This is a genomic window from Streptomyces sp. NPDC002680 (assembly GCF_042889145.1).
In the GTDB taxonomy this organism is placed as follows: Bacteria; Actinomycetota; Actinomycetes; order Streptomycetales; family Streptomycetaceae; genus Streptomyces; species Streptomyces adonidis.
In genome coordinates this window covers 59428-75454 of sequence record NZ_JBIAQP010000017.1, presented here as the reverse complement: position 1 = coordinate 75454, position 16027 = coordinate 59428, and the positions used below count along the sequence as shown (strand labels likewise).

Here is a 16027-nt window from a genome sequence, read left to right as displayed (position 1 = left end):
GATGACGGACGGGCCGGGCACCTCGGAGGGCGCCGAACCGACTCGGGTGGACCGGATCGGTGCGGCGGGCGCCGTGCTCCTCTACACCAGCGCCGCGGCGATGTGCGTATGGGGACCGTTGTTGCTGGGGTTCACCCTCTTCACCGACGCCTCGATGCTGGTCGAAGGCATCATCATCACCGTGGTCTGCCTGCCCCTCGGCATCGCCCTCTGGTGCATCGCCAGTGTGGAGCGAGAGCACAACCGGCTGCTCGACACGGTCGGGCTGCCGGCCACGGGCGAGATCACCGACCTGAGCACCTGGTCGGACGGGGAGGACTCCGGGATCGCGGTCGCCCTGCGGATCAGCGGACCGGGGTTCGCCGCGTTCGACGCGACCTGGAAGCGCTCGCCGGACGCCGGCCTGCGGGTGGGCCTGCGCATCGCCGTCGTCGTCGACCCGACCCGCCGCCTGTACCGCATCGAGACCCAGTGAACACACACCACGCGCACGACCTGCTGGAGCTGTGGTGGACGGTCCCCGCAGGACTGGCGCTCCTCGGCTACGCCCTCTCCCTGGCCGGGCTGACCCCGGCCCAGCGGGCGGTCTGGACGACGGCCAGGATCGTGGCGGTGGAGCAGCCCGCGCACGGCGCGTCCAAGTACCCCGGGATACCGGTCACGGTCGCCTTCCCGCACCCGGCCGGCGGGCAGGACGTCGTCCTCCCGAACACCGGCAGGCACGGTCATACGCTCACGGAGGCCTGGGTGGGCCGCGAGGTGGCGGTACGTCATCCGCGTGGACGGCCTGACCTGTTCCGTGTCGTGCTCGACACCATCCCCGACCGGAGCGGCCGGTCCGCCCCCGACTGCGCGGTCGCCCTGCTCCTCGTCGGGCTGGTCGTCCACGCGACCGTCCTGTGGGGGTACCCGTGGGCGCTGCTCGGGTTCGGGGCGCTGGTCACCGTGTTCGCCGCGACGGGCGCCGACCTGCGCAACGCGCGTGTCCGTGCCGCGCTGCTGTCCTCGGCGGTGGCCGTCCCCGGCCGGGTCGTGGCCGTGACCAGGGACGTCCACACCGACGGCGAGGGCGAAGAGATCGTCAACCACGCCCCCGTCATCGTCTTCACCACCGCCGAGGGCATCCGGATGACCGTGCTGTGCCGCGAGGGCGTCCCCAAGCCCCGCAGCTCACTGGGCCGCGACCTCACCATCCACTACGCGCCCACCGCCCCAAGGATCTACACCCCGGACCTGGCGGCCGAGCACCGCGACAACGAGGGGACACTCGGCGCCGTCGTCCTCGTGCTGATCGCCGGGGCCGGGGCGACCGTGACCGGCGCGGTCCTGGTGGGACAACAGCTGCTGAATTCCTGACCGCTCAGTTCCTGACCGTCAGATACAGCCACCCGCCCCAAGTGCTCACGTTCGTCGTGTCCTTGGCGCTGCGCACGTACTCCGCCCGCACCCGGAACCTCTGATCGACCGCGTTGGTCAGGCTCAGGTGCGTGACGCCCACACTGCCCGGGGCCATGGAGAAGCAGGGCGAGGTGGTGAGCGTGTGCCAGGCGCCGCCGTAGTACTCCTGGGCCTGGAACTTCGCGCACTGGCCGGACTTGTCCGGCGTCACCGTGGCGACCACCTGCGGCTTCACGGTGTGGTGGTAGACGCGGTACGTCGTGCCGCTGTACGTCGTCGTCCCGTAGTAGCCGCCGAGCTTCGTCGCGACCCGCACCTGGCCGTTCACCGTCCGCGTCGCCGACTTCGGGGCATAGCGGTAGTCGCCCGCGAAGGACGCCGTGAACGTCGTGTTGTGGGTCAGCTTGTACGTCGCCGTCAGGTTGCCCTTGCTGTCCATGGCCGCCGTCTTGACCAGCGTCTTCGTGCCGCCCGCCGGTGTCGCCCAGATCGACACCGTACGGCTGTTGTACGTGGCCCCCAGATGCGCCGTGACCGTGCCCGTCGCGCCGTACGTATAAGTGGACGCGTTCGTCGCCACGGAGACCGTCGTCGCGAGCCGCGACACCTGGACGATGGCCGAGGCGGTCGCCGCCTGGTGCGAGGCGTCTCCCGGATAGCTGACCGTGTAGGTGTTGGCGCCGCCGATGCTCGGCGTGTCCTTGATCGTCACCTTGCCGTCCGCGCCCACAACGCTCGTCCACCGCACCGGAGTTGTGGTGTGTCCGGCGTCGGTGCGGGTCACGGTCACCGTCTCGCCGCTCGCGTAGGGAGCGTCGGTCAGCGTGCCGGTGAAGCTCAGCGCGGCGCCCCGCGTCGCCGTCGCGGGCGCCTTGAGGGTCAGGGCCGGGGTGTACGGGGAGACCTGGACGCTCGCGTCCGAGGAGGTCGGCTCGTGTGTCGCGTCGCCCGCGTAGGAGAGGTGGTAGGTGAACCTGCCCGAGGCGGCCGGAGCGTCCGCGACCGTGAACTCCGTTGTCGCCGGGTCGACCTGGACCGACGGGAGCTGGACCGTCTGCTGCGTGTCCTCGTTGGTCCGGGAGACCTGGACCGTCGTGCCCTCGGGGAGGCTGCCCAGGTTCAGGGAGGTCGTCAGCGAGCCCGTGAACGCCACCGCACCCGGCGTCGCCGACGTCACGTCCGGGAACGGGATCGTCGTCGACAGCTTCGCCACGTACACCGTCAGCGAGGCCGTCGACGGGCGGTGCGTCGCGTCGCCCGGGTATGTCACCTCGTACTTGTAGGCACCCTCGTCCGGGCGCGTGTCCGTGACGGCGAACGAGCCGTTCTTGTCCAACGTGGCCGTGACGCCCGGGAGTTCCTCGCCGTCGCGGGTCACCTTCAGGCTCTCGCCCGTCGGTGTCCAGCCCTTCGTGCTCAGGGTTCCGGTGAACGTGAACGACTGCGTCGGCACCGCGTACTGCGGGTGGTTCAGGGCGAGTTCGGTGTCGGTGAGCTTCGCCTCGCTCAGCGTGTTGAGCGTGTAGGCGCCCGCCGAGTCCTTCGTGACCGCGTACAGCGTCGTGCCGTCGCCGCCCCACTCCAGGCCGTCCGGGGCCAGGGTGCCGGAGGGGAACGTGACGTGGTTCTCGGCGAGTTGGGAGCCGGCGTACAGATACAGACCCGCCGCCGAACCCGCCGTGGAGCCGACGGCGATCGTCCCGTCGGCGTCGAGGGCCAGGGAGTTCGGGGCGGAGTAGAGGCCGCCGCTGTAGTAGCCGGCGGGGCTGGCGAAGTTGAGGTCCGCCGTGCGGTAGGCCTGGACGGACGGGGACTCGGGAGCCGCCAGCAGCACCTGTGCGCCGTCGGCCGTGACCTGGAGTCCCGTAGCCGTACCGCCGTGGATGCCCAGGTTCGCCTTGGTCGTCGCCGTACCTGAGGAGACGTCGAAGGTGGCGACATGGCTGAGGTTGTCCATGGGTACCTCGGCCGCGAGGACCTCGCCCCCGGCGGCGAGCACCGGCGCCACCGACCAACTGTCCATCGTGGGCTGGGGAGTTGCCGCCGGTTCCGCCGCTGCCGGGTCCACCGAACCGATGGCACCCCTCCCGTCCGCCGCCGCGTCCGTGTAGCCGTACCAGACCTTGCCGCCCGCCACCGCGACCGAGACGGGGGCGCTGTCCGCTCCCGTCGGGACGCGGGTCGTCTCGCTCAGCGTCGCCGTGTCGATGGCGGACAGGGCGTCGCCGTCCGCCAGGGCCGCGTACAGCGTGCTGCCGTCGGGCGACAGGGCCAGGCCCGTGGCGCCCTGTTCACCGGCGATGGTGGTGACCGGCGTACCGGACAGGTCGGTCACCACGATGCCCGTCGAGCCCGCGCCCTGGCTGAAGAAGATGTGCTGGTGAGCGGTGTCGACCAGCATGTGCGCGTACGTGGACAGTGGCAGCGCGGCCGTGCTGTCGGCCCAGGCGGCTGAGCCGGTGAGACCGGCGAGTCCGATACCGGCGGTGGTCAGCCCCGCGACGATCGATATCGACGTCGCGAGGGAGAGCGAGGCCTGTCTGGGGCGGCGCATGGAGCTCCTGGAACGGAGGAAAAGGAAGAGCGGAAAGGGTGAACAAGCAGGTCGGACGATAACTCTCCCTGCTGGCCCAGCTGTAGTGAGTCAGGCCCCTCAGCCGTCATGAATCCGGTAAGAACCAGAAAGCACCCGGACCGGCCGAAGCCGATCCGGGCGCCTCTCTCCTTCTCTGTTCGCTCTACTTGATGGTGCGGTAGGCCCGATTGATCGTCTGCTTGAGGGTGTTGCCGTCCTTGTCCGTGAGCGTCACGCGCAGGGACACCGTGCCCGCCTTCGCCGGGTGGCGCAGGTCGAGACGCTTGCCGTCGACCGCCTTGGCCGCGTGCCAGGTCCGGCCGTCGTCGTAGGAGACGGAGAAGGCCAGCTTGCGGGCGGTACGCGCGGTGGCCGCACCCTCGACCGCGAACGGCACCGAGAACCGCGTACCCGCCTTGGCCGTGCTCGCCATGCTCAGCTTGGGCGAGAAGCGGACCGCCGACAGCGGCAGCCGCTGCCCGACACCGGTGACGTGCGCGGAGGTGAAGGTCCACTCGGCGGTGACGCGGGTGGAGACCGACGACAGCGAGGTCGGGCGGGAGACGTCCGTGGTGAGACGGTACGCGCGCTTGGCGGCGGGGAGTTCGTACGAGACGCCGGCCAGGTCTGTGTCCGTGGCGAAGATCTTCGTGCCGCCCGCGTAAAGGGTGCTCTTCGCCTTGCTGTAGCGGGAGTCGCCGACATGCCCGGCGCCGTCGGAGAAGAGAGGAAGGTACGCCATGAAGGTGTCGCCGACCCGGACGGCACCCGGACGGTCCTCGGTGCCCGTCAGCGGACCCGTGAGGTGCGGGCCGAAGACCCCGGTGTTGAACCGCTCGGTGTACTGCTTGCCCGCGCTGTACGAACGGGGGTTCGCCGTCCACTGGCCGGCGTCCCACACCGTTTCGCCGTCCGCGTCCTTGCCGCTCTCCTGCGAGACGGAGTACCTCCACTTCACGCCCGGCAGGACGTAGTCGGTGAGGTTGGCCGGCAGGGAGAACTCGGTCGGGAAGAAGTCGGCCCAGCCGCCCGGCAGGATGGGCGCCGCGACGAGCGACCCCGTCTTGCCCTTGGCGGGCTCGCCGGCGGCGATCGTGATCTTGGCGAACTGCGCGCGCTTGAGGTTCACGGTGAAGCCGGCCAGATCGCCGGTACGGTTCATCGCCGGCCGGTAGCTCGTACTGCCGTGCGTCCAGGTGCCGTTGTACTGCGCGAACGCCTCCTTCGCGGGCAGCCGGGCGCCGAACTGCCCGACGCGCAGCTTGCCGAAGCTGTCCATCAGGTACGTGGAGGTGCTCTGGTTCCCGTCGATGTCGAACCCGAGGTTGAGGGTGGCGTCGGTGTGCTTGGCCTTGCTGTCCGGCACGGTGATCCGGACGGGCTTGGCCTTGCGGGCGTCCATGACGAGGGTGGTGTCCCGGGTGAGCGAGAACTTCGGGTTGACGAGCAGGGCGAGGTTGCCGGCGTGAGGGTTCGCGGCCGTGTCGGTGTCGATCCGGCCTTCGAGGCTGTAACGCCCCTTGGGCAGCCGCACGGTGAACTCGCCGTCCGTGTCGTCCGAGTAGTCGTTCCAGATCTGGTTGTCCAGCCCCTGCACCCCGGTCTCCGAACGCCCGGCCGGCTTCCCGTTCAGGTCGAGGTGCTTGACGGTCAGGTCGTACGACTCGACCTCGCGCTGTAGGCCCACACCGGTCCGCACAGAGTTGCTGCCCCCGTCCGTCGCGATGACCGAGCCGCCGAAGCCGCCGTCTGCCGTGCCCGCGCTGGAGTCGGCCGTGACCTGGGCGGTCGCGGTGGAGCCCGCCGGGACGGTGAGCTGCTTCGGCGAGACCTCGAACATGCCCTCGGCGGCGGGCTTTCCGTCCTCGCCGTACGCCTCGGTGGTCAGGTCGAGGGTGAGGGGCGCGGTGCCGTCGTTGCGGTAGGTGATGGTCCTGGTGACCGGCGTGTCGTCGGTGTGCGGCCACTGCTGGGTGGGGAAGCCGAGGGTGGCCGGGCTCGTGGTGAGCTGCTGGTCGAGGGCGCGGACGATGTCCGTACGGCCCGTGCCCTGCGCGAACGCCGAGACACCGGCGGTCGGCTTGGCGGACGCGGTGAGGGCGGCCTTGATGCGCTCGCCGGTCCAGTCGGGGTGGCGCTGGGCGAGGATCGCGGCGGCGCCCGCGACATGCGGGGTCGCCATCGACGTACCGCTCATCGAGACATAGCCGTCGGCGGCCGGGTCGCCCTCCGTGCCCTCGGCGGCCTTCGCGGCGACGATGTCGACGCCGGGGGCGGTGAGGTCGGGCTTCAGTGAGCCGTCCGCCGTCGGACCCCGGCTGGAGAAGTCGGCCATCGCGTCATCACGGTCGACCGCGCCCACGGTGAGCGCGGCGGCGGCACTGCCGGGCGAACCGATGGTGCCGGCAGCCGGACCCTCGTTGCCGGCGGCGATCACGAAGAGGGCGCCGGAGGAGGCGGACAGGTCGTTCACGGCCTGTTCGAGCGGGTCGTCACCGGGGCCGTCGGGGCCGCCCAGGCTGAGGTTGATCACCTTGGCGCCCTCGGCGATCGCCCACTGCGCACCGGCGATGATCCCGGACTCCTCGCCGTAGCCGCTGTCGTCGAGCACCTTGCCGCTGATCAGCCGGGCACCGGGAGCGACCCCCTTGTACTTGCCCCCGGGTTTCGCACCGGACCCCGCGACGGTCGAGGCCACATGCGTACCGTGCCCGACCCGGTCGACGGTGTCCGCCGACTCGGAGAAGTTCTTCACCGCGTCGATACGGCCCTTCAGATCCGGGTGCGTGCCGTCGACCCCGGTGTCCAGCACGGCGACCTTGACGCCCTCGCCGTCGTACCCGGCGGCCCACGCCTCGGGGGCGCCGATCTGCGCGGCGCTCCGGTCGAGGGCCGCCTCGACCTTGCCGTCGAGCCAGATCCGCTCGACCTTGTCGGCGGCGGCCGACATCGCCCGCGCCGTCCCCCCGCTCCCGGTGAGCGTCTCCCACAGCTCGGCGCCGTCGGCCTTACGGACCCTGAGCGCGTCCCCGTTCACACTGGGCAGGTCCCGGCTGACCCGGGCCCCGGCGGCGGACAGCGCGCTCGACGCGAGAGCGCGGCCCTTGGCGTACGTCACGATCAGCGGCAGATCGGGGCGGGCGGCATCGTCGTACCCCCACTTGACCAGCTGCGTCACATCGAACAGCCGCCGGTCGGCGGTGCCGTTGGCGAGCAGCCGCTCGGCATCACGCGGGACGACAAGGGTCCGGTCGGCGTCCCGCGCTATTCGGAAGGTGGTCCCTTCCCGCCCCTTGGCGGCCCGTACGCCGGTGACCTGCCCGGCGGAGTCCAGGGTCACCCGGTCCCCGGTGACAAGGGTGACGGTCTTCCCCTCACCGAGGCGGCCGGCCGTAACGCTGCCGGTCTGCGCGGCCTGCGATCCCGGCGCCCCGAGCAGGGTCCCGGTAAGGGCGGCCGCGGTGAGCACGGCGAGGGCCGTGGCCTCGCGTCGACGTCTGTTGCGGTGGTTCAAAGGAAACCTTTCTCTCCGGACTTCCGGGCACGGCAAAGCAGCCCGTCCGACGGGACAAAGAAACAAGGAGTGGGGAGGCGCCCCGATAGGGGCGCGGGGAACTGCGCGACCAGCCCCCACCGGCCCGCAGCAAAACGACTACTCAGACGAGCCGCTTACGACCCCAGACGAAGAGGAACACCGCGATCCCAGCGGTCAACGCGAACAGAATCGACGCCCCGAACCACTGCATACCGTTCATCTGCGACATCGGCAGATAGTCCACCGACCACCCCACGACATCCGCCTTCTTCAGACAGACCTCACGCACCGCATCCGAATCCCCCTGCGCACACGTGCTCCAACCAAGCAGCTTCCCACTGCTGGTGATGTACGACTCGTCGATCTGGTACACGCCGTCGGGCAGCGTCGGCATCGAGTTCTCGGCGAGGACGCCCTTGTTCGTCGTGACCGTGATGACGTTGCCGAGCGACAGGATGCAGTAGGACCAGACGAGCTGGAGGACGACGGTGAACCCGAAGGTGACCACCATCGCCATCAGCGTGCGCCGCAGCACCGCACCGATCGCCACGCCACCGATGACGGAAAGCAGGGTGAGGGCTACGGGCACCGGGCCCGTGGTGTTGAACGCTTCGCTGGAGGTCCAGTCCATGACCGTGACCTCGGACTTGACGGGGCTCCACCACCAGCCGAACGCGGCCGACAGCGCGACCGTGATCACCAGGACCACCAGCGTGGTCAGCCCCAGCTTCGTGGCCAGCCAGCGGGTCCGGCTCGCGGACTGGGCGGCGACCAGCTTGGCCGTGCCGTTCTCCAGGTCGCCCGCGAGGAGCGGGGCGCCGAGGAAGACACCGAGCAGGATGGGTATCGCCATGAGACCGGTGGAGACGGAGGTGAACGCGTCGTTGTACTGCTGGAACTCGTTGCCCACCTCGTCGAGGCTCTTGGTGGGATAGCCGTAGCCGTCGAGGAAGTCCATCATCTGGCCGCGCTGGTAGACGATCCAGGCCGCGGAGAGCGCGGCGGCGGCGAAAATGGTCCAGTAGGCGGCCCGGTGCTGGCGCCAGACCAGCCAGGTCATTCCGCTGAGTCGGGGGCGCCGGGTGGCCTCCGTGGTGGTCGTCGCGCTCATGGTCCCGTTCTTGCTGTCGGTCGAGGTGCCGGAAGAGACGTTCTTCGGGGTCGAGTTGCTGGTCGAGATGCTCATGCCGCCACCGCCCCGGTGCCGAACGCCTGACCCTGGACCTGGGCGGTCGGGGTGATCAGGGGCGGTGCCTCGGGCGAGCGGAGATACGCGAGCAGGAGTTCCTCCATGTTCGGGGCGTCCGTCTCCCAGGGGCCGGTGACCGGGCCCTCGGGGCGGATGAGCGCGGTGAACTGCCGTCCGCTGGTACGGGACTCGACGAGGGTGTGGTGCGCGAGGCCGGCGGGCACTCCGTCGCCCTCCTTGGCGCCCGTGACCAGGGTGTGCACGGACATCAGCTCGTCCACGTCACCGGCGAGGCGCACTCCGCCGCCGGAGACGACGATCAGGTAGTCGCACACGTTCTCCAGTTCGGCGAGGACGTGGGTGGACATCAGCACGGTGGTGCCGCGCTCGGCGGCCTCGGCGAGGAGGGTGCCCATGAGTTCGTGGCGCACGACCGGGTCGAGGTCCGACATCGGCTCGTCGAGGAGCAGCAGGTCGGGGCGCTTGCCGAAGGCGAGGGCGATGGCGACGCGGGTGCGCTGGCCGCCGGACAGGGTGTTGATCTTCGCCTCGAAGGGGACGTTGCCCGCGCGGATGATGTCCTCGGCGGCGCGCTGGTCCCAGCCGGGGTTCAGCTCCCGGCCGAGCCGCAGGGTCTCCGCCACGGTGAAGCGGCGGAACAGGGGCTTCTCCTGGGCGAGGAAGGCCGTACGCCTACCGGACTCGGCCGATCCCGGTGCCTCGCCGAACAGGCTGACCGAGCCGTGCGTCGGCTGCAGGACATGGGCCGCGATGCTCAGCAGCGTGGTCTTGCCGGCCCCGTTGGGTCCGATCAGCCCGCAGATCCGGCCGGCCGGGAGCCGGAAGGAGCAGTCCCGCAGCGCCCAGCCCCGCCGGTAGCGCATGCCCAGTCCGTACGCCTCAAGCGCCGGCTCCCCCGCGTACATACCGTCACTCACCTGTGCTCCTAGTTGTCGTGGCCCCCGTGGACCCCGTCGTCATGGACCCCGTTGTGGTGGACCCCGGTGTCGAGGCCCCCGCCGTCGGCGCGTTCCCGGCGGCGTACTGCTTCTCCATCGCCGACGTGACCAGTGCGGCCACGTCCTCCTGCTCCAGACCGGCCCCGGCCGCCTTCGACATCCAGGCCACCAGCTCCCCGTACAGCGGGGAGTCGGTGCCCGCCGAGGGGCGGGCCAGCGTGCGGCGTACGAAGGTGCCCTGGCCGGGTCGCGGTTCGACCAGGCCCTCGCGCTCCAGCTCGCGGTACGCCTTGAGGGTGGTGTTCGGGTTGACCGCGCTGATCTCGGCGACGTCCTTGGCGGTCGGCAGCCGGTCACCCGGCACCAGAACGCCCATCCGCAGGGCCTGCTTGGTCTGCTGCACGATCTGCTGGAAGGCGGGGACCCCGCTCCGCCTGTCGATGCGGTACTCCACGATCACCACCACCATTCCACTACTTGATTAGTGGAATGATGATGGAGGGGTTGACGGGCGCTTGTCAACGGGGGCCGGGAGAACGGCGCGCCGTGGCGGGGGTTGTCCAGAGTGACGGGAGGGGCTTCTTGGACGACGTTCCGGTGGTCAGCCTGGGTGCGGGCCTGGAAAGACCCGGGCCGAGACGGGCCGGCGGACTGAGCGGGACAACAGGAAAGGGGGTTCGCCGACCGCTGTGTGCGGTTGGCGAACCCCTTCGGTGTGAGCGTGCCGGGCCGGCCGATCCAGAGCAGGTACGTTCCGCCGGCCGTTCGACGGGACTTCGGGTCCGCGACGGCGGCGGCCGTCCTTACCTCTTCTTCTTCAGGGAATCGGGATCGAGAACGTGAATGGATCCTCCCGGGACCTTGACGAGGGTTCCGCCCCGGCCACGGGAATCGACCCGGTGTTCTTCGGCGGGCTCGGCCTTCGGGGCGGTCCAGACGGATTCCAGGGACACGTACGTCGTCGTGAGGTAGACCTGACCGTCCGCCGGGCCGCCGAGAGTCGAGTTCTGGCGCTCCAGCGGCATGGCGGTCTTCGGGTCGATGACGATGCGGCTGCGTGTGGTCTGGCCGTCGAACTCGATCGCCACCCCGGATCGCCCTGCGCTGTCGTGCACGGGACCGACAAGGCGGAGATAGGGCAGGCGGGCCAGCAAGTCATAGAGCGCTGCGCGCACTTCGGAGCTCACCGGCGCCTCGAGCAGGGTGACGATGCCCCGGAAGACCACCTCGTTCTTGGGGGTCTTCGTCGGCTTGCCGCTGAGGAGATACGCCTTGAGGGCGTCCGGTTCGGTCGGCAGCTTGGGGAGGTCGTCCCAGTTCACCCCCCCGTCTGCGACATCCCAGGCCATCTGCGCGTCGGGCGCCTTTCCCGCCGCGACGAAGACGTACCTCCCCTTCCTCTTCGTGATCATTCCCGACCGGCTGAGCCAGACAGTGGTCGGGCTGGCGGTGTCGTGGATGCTGACGGACTTCTGGCTCACCTTCCAGTACGGCGCGTCCGTGCTCGGAGCCTCCGCCGCCGTGTCCGCCACCCCGTGGAGGAACGACGCCGCGTTCGCGCCCGCCGCCGGTGGGGTGTCGCCGAAGGGGATCGTCGGTACGGCGATCGCGCCGGCGACGACTGCCGCGACGGCGGCGGCCGAGAGCAGGATGCGGCTGCGCCGGGTACCGGCGAAGCGCCGCCGGGGCCACTTGCTGTCCGTCGCGGCACCCTCGCCGGCGGCGGCCAGGCGTACGGCGGCCAGGGCCGCGTCGATCGTCCCCGCGCCCGGCGGGGTGACTTCGCCGGCGGCGGCCAGGATGTCCGCGCCGGGGAAGTCGAGGGCGTCGAATGTGTCGAGGCCGTCGAGAACCTCGTGCTGCTCGGTCATACGGGGTCTCCTGTCGGACGGAGTACGGACGTACGGGCGGACGTGCCGGACGCGTGTGCCGTCCGGTCCGGGTCGAGTGCCTCGCGCAGCCTGCTGCGGGCCCGGTGCAGCCGGGAGCGGGCCGTGCCCGGGGGTATCCCGAGCACCGCCGCCGCCTCCGTCGGGGTCAGCTGCTCCCAGGCCACAAGGAGCAGCAACTCCCGCTCCACATGCGGGAGTCCGGCCAGCGTCCCGCGTACCAGCGGGGCGAGTGCGGCGGCGTCGAGCCGCTGGTCCACCGCGTGCCACGGGTCGGCGTCCACGACGGACGCCGTACGCCCGAACCGCTCCGGCTCCGCCTCCGGCCGCTCCCGCGCGCTGTCGCGCCAGTGGGCGGCCAGGACGTTGCGGGCCACGCCGAACAGCCAGGTCCGGAGCGTGCCCTTGGCGCTGTCGAAGGTCCGGCGGCTCGTGTACGCCTGGAGCCAGACCTCGGAGAGCAGATCGTCGGCGGCGGCGGGCGCGCGCCGCGCGAAGTACCCGTGGAGCGCCACCGAATGCCGGGCGACCAACGGCTCGAACGCCGCGGGATCCCGCGCGGAACGGGCGAACAGCTCCCCCTCGTCCGGCACTTCACCGTCCGGACCCTCCAGCCCCTCCGACGCACCGCTCTCCGGTGCCGGTTGTCGCGTCGATGCCCACCGCATGAAGACCCCCTTCCGCGACCGTGCCACACGGTCACACCCTCTACTTGTCGGCTGCGGGAAAAGCGTTCGCTGGTGGTCATGGGCATGCTGTTACGCTCGGTCACGCACGCGCGTGGGGGGACGGCCGGGGGGCCGAGCGAGAAGTCAGGGCGCTGTCGTACGTACGTTCCCGCCACGCCCTCTTCTTGCCTTCCCTGGAGGAACGGTGGCCCGACCCGGCCGACGCCGACACAGACCTGCCCGTACCGCCACCGCTGTCGTGGCCGCGGCACTGAGCCTCGGCCTTCCGCTGAGCGCCGGCGCCGTGCCGGTGTCGGCGCCCTCGACCGTCGCCGCGGCCGGAGAAGGAGAACTCGTCCTGCCGGCCGCCTCGCGTGCCGTGCCCAGGGCCACATGGATCCTCAACGCCGGTGCGAGCGGGTTCCTCTGGGCGCAGGAGGGCGACGACCGGCTCCTGTGGTCGGACTACGCCACCGGTGCCACCACCGGGCTGGAGCAGCGGCTGCCCTACACCATCCACCGGCGCGACATCGGCAGGGGTTCCTTCAACGACTTCCCCGAGTCCAGGCCCGGCTGGTACGGGGACGGTTCCGACACCGTCGCGCTGTACTCGGAGAACGGGGACGACGACCAGGTCACCCTGATCCAGGGCGACGGCACTTCGGGGGGCACCGCCGTGGTGCCGGTGGCCCCGGGCCACTCGTACCTGGGCACCTTCGGCGACACCGTCCTCACCAGCAGCAACAGCCCACGCACGTACCACCTGCTGCGGCCCCAGGACGGGGGCGGAGTCACCGATACGCCGGTGACCGGACTTCCGGCCGATGTCGCCGTCGACGTCCAGGACGGTGACGCGAGGTCGCTCCTCGTCCACTACCGCAGAGGTGCGGACGGGGGGAACGGCCGCTGGGGCACCGTCGACCTCGCCACCGGGGTGTACAGCACCCTGCCCGACCGGGTCGACGCCTCCGACGAGGGCTGGGAGGTGACCGGCTTCCGGCTGGGCGCCGACTCGGTGGTGCGACTGCGTGCCGGAAGCGGCAAGGCGGACCTGTTCGACCGCGACGAACTGTCCGCACCGCCCCGGACCGTCGAGACGGGTTCCCTCAACTCCTACGCCTCGTTCGGCGTCGTCGGCGACGCAGTGCTCGGCATCGCATCGCAGTGGACGGACGACGATCAGTACGTGCCCCGGGGCCGGCCCCTCTGGGCACTCACCCCGGACGGCACGGGCACGGACACGACCAAGGTCATGGAACCGGCCACCAGCCAGCTCGTCCAGGCACCCGACGGCTCCGTCCTCGTGGCGGGCGCCGAGCGGTACGTCGAGCGGGGCGACCTCGACTGGGGGGTGTACCGGATCGCGCCCGCCGCCGACGGCACCGTCACCCGTACCCGGCTGACCGCCGTCGAGCCGTTCCCCGCCCAGATCCACGGCCTCTCCCTCGGCAGTGGCATTCTCAGCACGGCCGACAACAGCACTCTGTACGAGCCGGACAAGGTCATCGGCGCGTACCGCAGCACCTGGCTCACCACACCCACCGGGGGCGGCACCCCGAGCGTCACCCGGAGCACCGTGGACGGCCTGGTCGACGGCTGGGACGGCAACTGCGGCCCGAACGACAACACGCCCCGCTGCATCCCGATGTTCGCCGACGGCACCGGCCACCACGGCCGCGAACGGGACACCGTGACCGGCCTGACCATGCTGTACGCCAACGGCTCCCCCAACTGGGGCCCGACCCTCGACACGAACGACGACTCCCCGGAACTGACGGATCTCTCCGGGCGGTACGCGATCGTCGAAGGCATCTCCTCCTCGAACCAGTACATCGGCGAGTTCTCCGCCGGTACGGCCGGGAAGGTCCTCCAGAAGCGCAAGCGGGTCGCCGCCGCCGTCTGGGGCAACACCCTGTGGAGCGGCGCAGCCACCGGAGGCAAGGTCACCGCGACCCGGCTGCCCGCCGGCACCGCCGTGGAGTCCTTCACCACGACCAACGGCTGCACCCCGTACGAGCTTCAGGCTGTGGGCCGCTGGGTGTACTGGCAGTGCCTGGACGAACCAGAAGGCAACTTCCAGGACGCGGGCGTCTACGACCGCACGACCAAGCGCACCTCCACCGCCCCGGTGGGCGAGGTCCTCCTTGGTGACGGCTACCTCGTCCAGTACATCGAAGGCACCTACTCGGAAAGCGGCCTGACCCTCGTCGACCTGCACGAAGGGCTGCCGTCCAGCGGGTCCTACGACGACCTGCCCAGCCGCAAGCTCGTCGACTGGAGGGAACTCGGCCGGTACGAATACGGAACCAGGAGTCGACGCACCAGCTGGACCGTGGACCGCTTCGGCGGCCCCGTCGCCCACGCCGACGACGAGCAGCGCGTCCACATCGTGCCGACCGGCGTCCCCGCCTCCGCGCTGACCGCGATCGACTCGACCCTCACCCCCAACTCCACCGGCTGGTCCGGCAGTTGGTGGCTGTCCAAGCCCGCCGCCGACTGGCAGGTCACCGTCCGGGACAAGGCGTCCGGCGCCACCGTCCGTACCCTGACCGGCTCCTCCGCGCGCGGTCTGCTGATGGCCGCCTGGGACGGCAAGGACACCGCGGGCCGGCTCGTCGCCAACGGCACCTACACCTGGGCGCTCACCGCGAAGCCCGCCGACGGCCAGGGCGCCTCCCTCACCCTCTCCGGCACCACCAGGGTGACGGCGGGATCGGCGGCCCCGCGCGACTACGCGGGCGGCGACGGCGTCGGCGACCTCCTCACCCTCTCCGCCAACGGCACGCTCACCGTCCAGCGCGGCACCGGCACGGGCACCCTGGGCGCCAAGGTCACCGGCACCGGCTGGCCGACGAGCGCGAAGTTCGTGCCGTACGGCGATCTGAGCGGCGACCGCTGCAACGACGTCCTGGTCCGGCTGAGCAGCGGCGCCCTGCGCGCGTACCGCCCGGCCTGCGGCAAGGCGGCGACGCCCTCGACGCCGTACACCTCGCTCGGCACCACCGGCTGGAACCAGTACGACGTGCTGACCTCACCCGGTGACGTCGACGGCGACCGGCGGCCCGATCTGGTCGCCCGGCAGGCCTCGACCGGCGACGTCTTCCTCTTCAAGGGGACGAGCACCGGCAAGCTCTCCGCCCGTGTGAAGGTCGGCTCCCGCTGGACCGGCTACAAGAAGATCGTCGGCGCCGGAGACCTGAACGGCGACGGCCGCGGCGACCTCGTCGCGCAGGACAAGTCGAACGAGCTGTGGCGGTTCGACGGGACCGGCACCGGTGCCTTCAAGGCGCGGGTGAAGATCGCCGACAACTGGGGCGCCACTTACAACGTGGTCGTCGGCGTCGGCGACTTCACCGGAGACGGCCGCGCGGACCTCGTGTCCCGGGACACCACCGGGAACGTGTGGCGCAACAACGGCACCGGGAAGGGCACGTTCGGCCCCCGCACCCGGATCGCCACGGGCTGGCAGGGCTACAAGGCCGTCATGTAACGCCGGTAGCGCCGGTCGACCTGCACCGAAGCGGCCCGGCAGTCCCGACGAGGGGCTGCCGGGCCGCTTCCGTCCCCTCACCGTCCCGCCCCCGCGGCCACCCCTCACCACCACACCCCCATCACCACTTCCGCACCGGAAACCTGATTTTTCGCCAAGTACGACGCATCCGGCCGATTCCTTGCGTTGTTGCGGACGGTCGTTCGAGTGGCGGGGCTGACCTGAGGGTCCGCTGTGGAACGTCCGGTCCGGCCGGTCGGCTCGGGGGTTTGCGGGCGGGGGCCGTGCGGGCAGGGATTCCGGGCCACCGGACCGTTTACGTGC

At 70.9% G+C, this 16027-nt stretch carries 10 protein-coding genes; 3 read left to right on the top strand and 7 right to left on the bottom strand.

Going from position 1 to position 16027, the window contains the following annotated elements:
- The first annotated feature begins 1 nt into the window (after window position 1).
- Both ACFYXF_RS36805 and ACFYXF_RS36800 read left to right on the top strand, forming a co-directional pair.
- Window positions 2-475 carry a hypothetical protein gene (locus ACFYXF_RS36805; protein WP_389356311.1) on the top strand — a complete coding sequence of 158 codons (474 nt, stop codon included), beginning with the start codon at window positions 2-4 and terminating at the stop codon, window positions 473-475.
- On the top strand, window positions 472-1356 hold the full coding sequence (locus ACFYXF_RS36800; RefSeq protein ID WP_389356310.1) for a DUF3592 domain-containing protein: 885 nt from the start codon (window positions 472-474) through the stop codon (window positions 1354-1356). Before ACFYXF_RS36805 ends, ACFYXF_RS36800 begins: the two co-directional genes overlap by 4 nt.
- 4 nt (window positions 1357-1360) lie before the next feature.
- Here the strand turns inward: ACFYXF_RS36800 and ACFYXF_RS36795 are convergent, their stop codons facing one another.
- The 7 genes from ACFYXF_RS36795 to ACFYXF_RS36765 all read right to left on the bottom strand — a co-directional run bounded on the left by ACFYXF_RS36795 (window position 1361) and on the right by ACFYXF_RS36765 (window position 12213).
- On the bottom strand, window positions 1361-3952 hold the full coding sequence (locus ACFYXF_RS36795) for a hypothetical protein (protein ID WP_389356309.1): 2592 nt from the start codon (window positions 3950-3952) through the stop codon (window positions 1361-1363).
- Window positions 3953-4136: 184 nt separating this feature from the next.
- The gene (locus ACFYXF_RS36790; protein WP_389356308.1) at window positions 4137-7487 is read right to left on the bottom strand and encodes a S8 family peptidase; all 3351 of its coding nucleotides are present in this window, start codon (window positions 7485-7487) and stop codon (window positions 4137-4139) included.
- A gap of 142 nt (window positions 7488-7629) precedes the next feature.
- The gene (locus tag ACFYXF_RS36785) at window positions 7630-8694 is read right to left on the bottom strand and encodes an ABC transporter permease (protein WP_389356307.1); all 1065 of its coding nucleotides are present in this window, start codon (window positions 8692-8694) and stop codon (window positions 7630-7632) included.
- Window positions 8691-9623, bottom strand: a complete 933-nt coding sequence (locus ACFYXF_RS36780; RefSeq protein ID WP_389356471.1) for an ABC transporter ATP-binding protein — start codon at window positions 9621-9623, stop codon at window positions 8691-8693. The genes ACFYXF_RS36785 and ACFYXF_RS36780 overlap by 4 nt, the downstream gene beginning before the upstream one ends.
- Before the next feature lie 4 nt (window positions 9624-9627).
- On the bottom strand, window positions 9628-10125 hold the full coding sequence (locus tag ACFYXF_RS36775) for a GntR family transcriptional regulator (protein ID WP_389356306.1): 498 nt from the start codon (window positions 10123-10125) through the stop codon (window positions 9628-9630).
- Window positions 10126-10459: 334 nt separating this feature from the next.
- Window positions 10460-11527 (bottom strand): CU044_5270 family protein, encoded by a 1068-nt coding sequence (locus ACFYXF_RS36770; protein WP_389356305.1) that lies wholly within the window; start codon window positions 11525-11527, stop codon window positions 10460-10462.
- Window positions 11524-12213, bottom strand: coding sequence for an RNA polymerase sigma factor (locus ACFYXF_RS36765; protein ID WP_389356304.1), 690 nt, complete (start codon window positions 12211-12213; stop codon window positions 11524-11526). Before ACFYXF_RS36765 ends, ACFYXF_RS36770 begins: the two co-directional genes overlap by 4 nt.
- 205 nt (window positions 12214-12418) lie before the next feature.
- Here ACFYXF_RS36765 and ACFYXF_RS36760 point away from each other — a divergent pair, with 205 nt between their 5' ends.
- Window positions 12419-15703: an FG-GAP-like repeat-containing protein gene (locus tag ACFYXF_RS36760; protein WP_389356303.1), complete on the top strand. Its 3285-nt coding sequence runs from the start codon at window positions 12419-12421 to the stop codon at window positions 15701-15703.
- The last annotated feature ends 324 nt before the right edge of the window (window positions 15704-16027 follow it).

Excerpts from the sequence above, each read along its gene's own strand:
- ACFYXF_RS36785 (WP_389356307.1), bottom strand. The coding sequence starts at position 8,694 with ATGAGCATCTCGACCAGCAACTCGACCCCGAAGAACGTCTCTTCCGGC.
- ACFYXF_RS36775 (WP_389356306.1), bottom strand. The coding sequence starts at position 10,125 with ATGGTGGTGGTGATCGTGGAGTACCGCATCGACAGGCGGAGCGGGGTC.
- ACFYXF_RS36770 (WP_389356305.1), bottom strand. The coding sequence starts at position 11,527 with ATGACCGAGCAGCACGAGGTTCTCGACGGCCTCGACACATTCGACGCC.
- ACFYXF_RS36780 (WP_389356471.1), bottom strand. The coding sequence starts at position 9,623 with ATGTACGCGGGGGAGCCGGCGCTTGAGGCGTACGGACTGGGCATGCGC.
- ACFYXF_RS36805 (WP_389356311.1), top strand. The coding sequence starts at position 2 with ATGACGGACGGGCCGGGCACCTCGGAGGGCGCCGAACCGACTCGGGTG.
- ACFYXF_RS36795 (WP_389356309.1), bottom strand. The coding sequence starts at position 3,952 with ATGCGCCGCCCCAGACAGGCCTCGCTCTCCCTCGCGACGTCGATATCG.
- ACFYXF_RS36765 (WP_389356304.1), bottom strand. The coding sequence starts at position 12,213 with ATGCGGTGGGCATCGACGCGACAACCGGCACCGGAGAGCGGTGCGTCG.